3 rRNA genes are annotated in these 5,497 nt (G+C 60.8%); all 3 read left to right on the forward strand.

From position 1 onward, the window contains the following. The first annotated feature begins 206 nt into the window (after window positions 1-206). The 3 genes from H3V09_RS08855 to rrf all read left to right on the forward strand — a co-directional run bounded on the left by H3V09_RS08855 (window position 207) and on the right by rrf (window position 5,486). Window positions 207-1,731, forward strand: a 16S ribosomal RNA gene (locus tag H3V09_RS08855). A gap of 402 nt (window positions 1,732-2,133) precedes the next feature. Further along, window positions 2,134-5,203, forward strand: a 23S ribosomal RNA gene (locus H3V09_RS08860). Window positions 5,204-5,369: 166 nt separating this feature from the next. Beyond that, window positions 5,370-5,486 (forward strand): 5S ribosomal RNA (gene rrf / locus H3V09_RS08865). The 16S, 23S and 5S rRNA genes sit together here, the layout of an rRNA operon. The last annotated feature ends 11 nt before the right edge of the window (window positions 5,487-5,497 follow it).

The following is a 5,497-nucleotide window of genomic DNA, read 5'->3' on the forward strand; positions in this document are numbered from 1 at the left end:
TGTTGGTGTGGTGGTGGTTTGAGAACTCAAGAGCGTGTTTGTGCTACTTATAGCTTTTTGATTGCCAGTCCGATGCCCGCCCGGCTGTTGTCGGGTACGTGGGAGCGTTGTGAGGGGTGTCGGGGTTTTTCGTGGGTTGGTTTCCTCCTTATGGAAGCTGGCCCGTCAATTATTGATGTGGGCTGTTTCGGCCTTCTTCATGGTTTTTTGTGGAGGGTTTGATTCTGGCTCAGGATGAACGCTGGCGGCGTGCTTAACACATGCAAGTCGAACGGGATCCGCCAAGCTTGCTTGGTGGTGAGAGTGGCGAACGGGTGAGTAATGCGTGACCAACCTGCCCCATGCTTCGGAATAGCTCCTGGAAACGGGTGGTAATGCCGGATGCTCCGCATCATCGCATGATGGTGTGGGAAAGGGTTTACCGGCATGGGATGGGGTCGCGTCCTATCAGCTTGTTGGCGGGGTGATGGCCTGCCAAGGCTTCGACGGGTAGCCGGCCTGAGAGGGCGACCGGCCACATTGGGACTGAGATACGGCCCAGACTCCTACGGGAGGCAGCAGTGGGGAATATTGCACAATGGGCGCAAGCCTGATGCAGCGACGCCGCGTGCGGGATGACGGCCTTCGGGTTGTAAACCGCTTTTGATTGGGAGCAAGCGAGAGTGAGTGTACCTTTCGAATAAGCACCGGCTAACTACGTGCCAGCAGCCGCGGTAATACGTAGGGTGCAAGCGTTATCCGGATTTATTGGGCGTAAAGAGCTCGTAGGCGGTTCGTCGCGTCTGGTGTGAAAGTCCATCGCTTAACGGTGGATCGGCGCCGGGTACGGGCGGACTGGAGTGCGGTAGGGGAGACTGGAATTCCCGGTGTAACGGTGGAATGTGTAGATATCGGGAAGAACACCGATGGCGAAGGCAGGTCTCTGGGCCGTCACTGACGCTGAGGAGCGAAAGCGTGGGGAGCGAACAGGATTAGATACCCTGGTAGTCCACGCCGTAAACGGTGGATGCTGGATGTGGGGCCCGTTCCACGGGTTCCGTGTCGGAGCTAACGCGTTAAGCATCCCGCCTGGGGAGTACGGCCGCAAGGCTAAAACTCAAAGAAATTGACGGGGGCCCGCACAAGCGGCGGAGCATGCGGATTAATTCGATGCAACGCGAAGAACCTTACCTGGGCTTGACATGTGCCGGACGGCCGCGGAGACGCGGCTTCCCTTCGGGGCCGGTTCACAGGTGGTGCATGGTCGTCGTCAGCTCGTGTCGTGAGATGTTGGGTCAAGTCCCGCAACGAGCGCAACCCTCGCCTCGTGTTGCCAGCACGTTATGGTGGGAACTCACGGGGGACCGCCGGGGTTAACCCGGAGGAAGGTGGGGATGACGTCAGATCATCATGCCCCTTACGTCCAGGGCTTCACGCATGCTACAATGGCCGGTACAACGGGATGCGACATGGTGACATGGAGCGGATCCCTGAAAACCGGTCTCAGTTCGGATCGGAGCCTGCAACCCGGCTCCGTGAAGGCGGAGTCGCTAGTAATCGCGGATCAGCAACGCCGCGGTGAATGCGTTCCCGGGCCTTGTACACACCGCCCGTCAAGTCATGAAAGTGGGCAGCACCCGAAGCCGGTGGCCCAACCCGTTTGGGGGGGAGCCGTCTAAGGTGAGGTCCGCGATTGGGACTAAGTCGTAACAAGGTAGCCGTACCGGAAGGTGCGGCTGGATCACCTCCTTTCTACGGAGATTATGGAAATCCCCTGCGTGGTCTGCGTGGGGGTCGTGCCTGCGGGCCGGCCGTCTGGCCGGTTGGCGTGGGTGTGCTGGCGTGGAACGGTCTTGAGGCTGTGGCATGGATGCGCTGTTGGGTTCCCGGACCGCCACCCTTGTGGGTGGTGTTCCCGTCGCCCGTCGGGTCCTGCGTGGGGTGTTGCCCCGTGGCGGGTGCCGGCGGCGCGCTGGTGGCTTGAGAACTGGATAGTGGACGCGAGCGGATGGCTGGCCTGGTGCCGGCTGTCTGCTGTATTGTTTCGTCCGGGCCCATGTGAGTGGGTTCGGGTCGATCGTTTTGTGATCGTTTAGTGTGATGATTTGTCGTCTGGCAGTTCGCAGTTGTTGTTGTCGTGGCATGGCCTGTGGTCGTGTTGTCGGCAAGGGCGCATGGTGGATGCCTTGGCAGACAGGACCGATGAAGGACGCGTGGGGCCGCGATAGGCCTCGGGGAGCCGCCGACAGGGCTTTGATCCGAGGGTGTCCGAATGGGGTAACCCGCCGGCCGTGATGGGCCGGCACCGCATTCGTGCGGGGGGTACGCAGGGAAGTGAAACATCTCAGTACCTGCAGGAAAGGATATTCCGTGAGTAGTGGCGAGCGAAAGCGGATGATGGCCAAACCGGTGCCGTGCGAGACCCGTCGGGGGTTGCGGCATGGGTGTTGTGGGACTTGGCGTCCGGGCTCCGACGGGCCCGGCGGCAGTGATAAAGCGGCGTGTGAGGCGAACGGGATTGAATTCCCGGCCGTAGAGGGTGATGGCCCCGTAGCCGAAGGCGCGCCGCCTGCCGGTTCTTGTTCCCAAGTAGCGCGGGACTCGTGGAATCCCGTGTGAATCGGCCCCGACCGTGGGGTAAGCCTGAATATTCCTGTCTGACCGATAGCGTACGAGTACCGTGAGGGAAAGGTGAAAAGCACCCCGGGAGGGGAGTGAAAGAGTTTCTGAAACCGTGTGCCTACAATCCGTCGGAGCCTTTCGGGGTGACGGCGTGCCTATCGAAAAATGAGTCTGCGAGTCAGTGGTGCGTGGCGAGGCTAACCCGTGTGGGGCAGCCGTAGCGAAAGCGAGTCCGATAAGGGCGTTCCAGTCGCGTGTCCTGGACCCGAAGCGGGATGATCTAGCCCTGGGCAGGTTGAAGCGCGGGTAAGACCGCGTGGAGGACCGAACGGACCTGGGTTGAAAACCGGGCCGATGACCTGGGGCTAGGGGTGAAAGGCCAATCAAATTCCGTGATAGCTGGTTCTCTCCGAAATGCATTTCGGTGCAGCGTCGCGTGAGTGCCTCCATGGGGTAGAGCTACTGGATGCTTGAGGGCCCGTATCGGGTACCGACAGCAGCCAAACTCCGAATACGTGTGAGGTGTATCGCGGCAGTGAGTCGGCGGGGGATAAGCTCCGTCGTCGAGAGGGAGACAGCCCAGATCGTCGTCTAAGGTCCCTAAGCGCGTGCTAAGTGGGAAAGGATGTGGAGTCGCATAGACAGCCAGGAGGTTGGCTCAGAAGCAGCCATCCTTGAAAGAGTGCGTAACAGCTCACTGGTCTAGTGGTTCCGCGCCGATAATGTAGCGGGGCTCAAGCACGCCACCGAAGACGCGGCAGCGCAGTTCGCTGTGCTGGGTAGGAGAGCGTTCCGCGTGGGGTGAAGCGGCGGCGTGAGCCGGCCGTGGACCGCGTGGAAGTGAGAATGCAGACATGAGTAGCGAGAGGCGGGTGAGAATCCCGTCCGCTGGATGACCAAGGGTTCCGGGGCCACGTTCGTCGTCCCCGGGTGAGTCGGGTCCTAAGGCGAGGCCGACAGGCGTAGTCGAATGGATGAAGGAGTCGATATTCTCCTACCGGCGTCAAGCCGTCCAATCCAAGACGTGGAAGCGTGCCCTTACCTGTGTCGGGTGGTGGTCTTCGGACCGTCCGATGGCATGGGACCGGCGTGTGGATGCGTGGCGGGTAGCGCGGGAGTGACACGGAACGGGAGCCGGGCCGCGGTGGTGGTTGTCCGTGGTCAAGCATGTGGCGCGTCGGGCAGGTAAATCCGTCCGGCATGAGCGTGAGGTGTGATGATGGGGGGTCTTGTGCCCCGAATCCGGTGTGCCGTTCCGTCGAGAAAAGCTTCGGCGTGAGGAGTGGCGCCGCCCGTACCCCAAACCGACACTGGTGGTCAGGTAGAGTATACCAAAGCGATCGAGCGAATCCTGGTCAAGGAACTCGGCAAATCACTCCCGTGCCTTCGGTATAAGGGAGGCCCCTGCCGGTGAGGCGCTTCACGCGCGGAGCCGGCGGGGGCGGCACAGACCAGGGGGTAGCGACTGTTTACCAAAAACACAGGTGCATGCGAAGACGTAAGTCGCTGTATATGCACTGACGCCTGCCCGGTGCCGGAAGGTTAAGAGGATCCGTCATCCCTCTTCGGAGGGGGCAGCGGTGAATTCAAGCCCCGGTAAACGGCGGTGGTAACTATAACCATCCTAAGGTAGCGAAATTCCTTGTCGGGTAAGTTCCGACCTGCACGAATGGCGTAACGACTTCCCCACTGTCTCGACCAGGAGCTCGGCGAAATTGCAGTACGAGTAAAGATGCTCGTTAAGCGCAGAAGGACGAAAAGACCCCGGGACCTTTACTATACCTTGGTATTGGCGTTAGGTGCGGACTGTGTAGCATAGGCGGGAGGCTTCGAAGCGGGTGCGCCAGCATCCGTGGAGCCGGAATGTGAAATACCGCTCTGTCCTCATCTGGCCTCTAACCTCGGCCGGTCATCCCGGCCAGGGACAGTGCCTGGCGGGTAGTTTAACTGGGGCGGTTGCCTCCCAAAGAGTAACGGAGGCGCCCAAGGGTTCCCTCAGCCCGGTTGGCAATCGGGTGTTGAGTGCAATCGCACAAGGGAGCTTGACTGCGAGACCGACGGGTCGAGCAGGGACGAAAGTCGGAGATAGTGATCCGGTGCCGGCGTACGGACGCGGCATCGCTCAACGGATAAAAGGTACCCCGGGGATAACAGGCTGATCATCCCCAAGAGTCCATATCGACGGGATGGTTTGGCACCTCGATGTCGGCTCGTCGCATCCTGGGGCTGGAGCAGGTCCCAAGGGTTCGGCCGTTCGCCGATTAAAGCGGCACGCGAGCTGGGTTCAGAACGTCGTGAGACAGTTTGGTCTCTATCCTCTGCGCTCGTTGGAATCTTGAGGAGCCCTGCCCATAGTACGAGAGGACCTGGGTGGACGAACCTCTGGTATGCCGGTTGTCGCGCCAGCGGCACGGCCGGTTGGCTACGTTCGGATGGGATAACCGCTGAAAGCATCTAAGCGGGAAGCCCCCTCCAAGATAAGGATTCCATGAAGCCTTGCGGCTTCTGAAGACCCCATGCAGAACACATGGTCGATAGACCGGACGTGGACACCCCGCAAGGGGCGGAGCCGACCGGCACTAATGGTCGAAGACAACACAACAACCCGCCCCACCAAGGGGCGGCGGCATCAACACCTGCTGCGAAACCTGCCTGCGGCAATGAACACGAAACCACAGGCGATCGAAGAACACGAGACACGCGTCCACCATCCGGTCCCCAAGCCGCCAGGACACCCCGACCCCCACGGGTCGGCAGAATTGAAGATTCGCGGCGGTCATGGCCTGGGGGAGACGCCCGGTCCCATTCCGAACCCGGAAGCTAAGACCCAGCACGGCAATGGTACTGCACCCGGAAGAGTGTGGGAGAGTAGCACACCGCCGCCACAACACGAAAA

Origin of the sequence: Bifidobacterium sp. M0399, assembly GCF_016100595.1 — a bacterium.
Lineage (GTDB): Bacteria > Actinomycetota > Actinomycetes > Actinomycetales > Bifidobacteriaceae > Bombiscardovia > Bombiscardovia polysaccharolytica.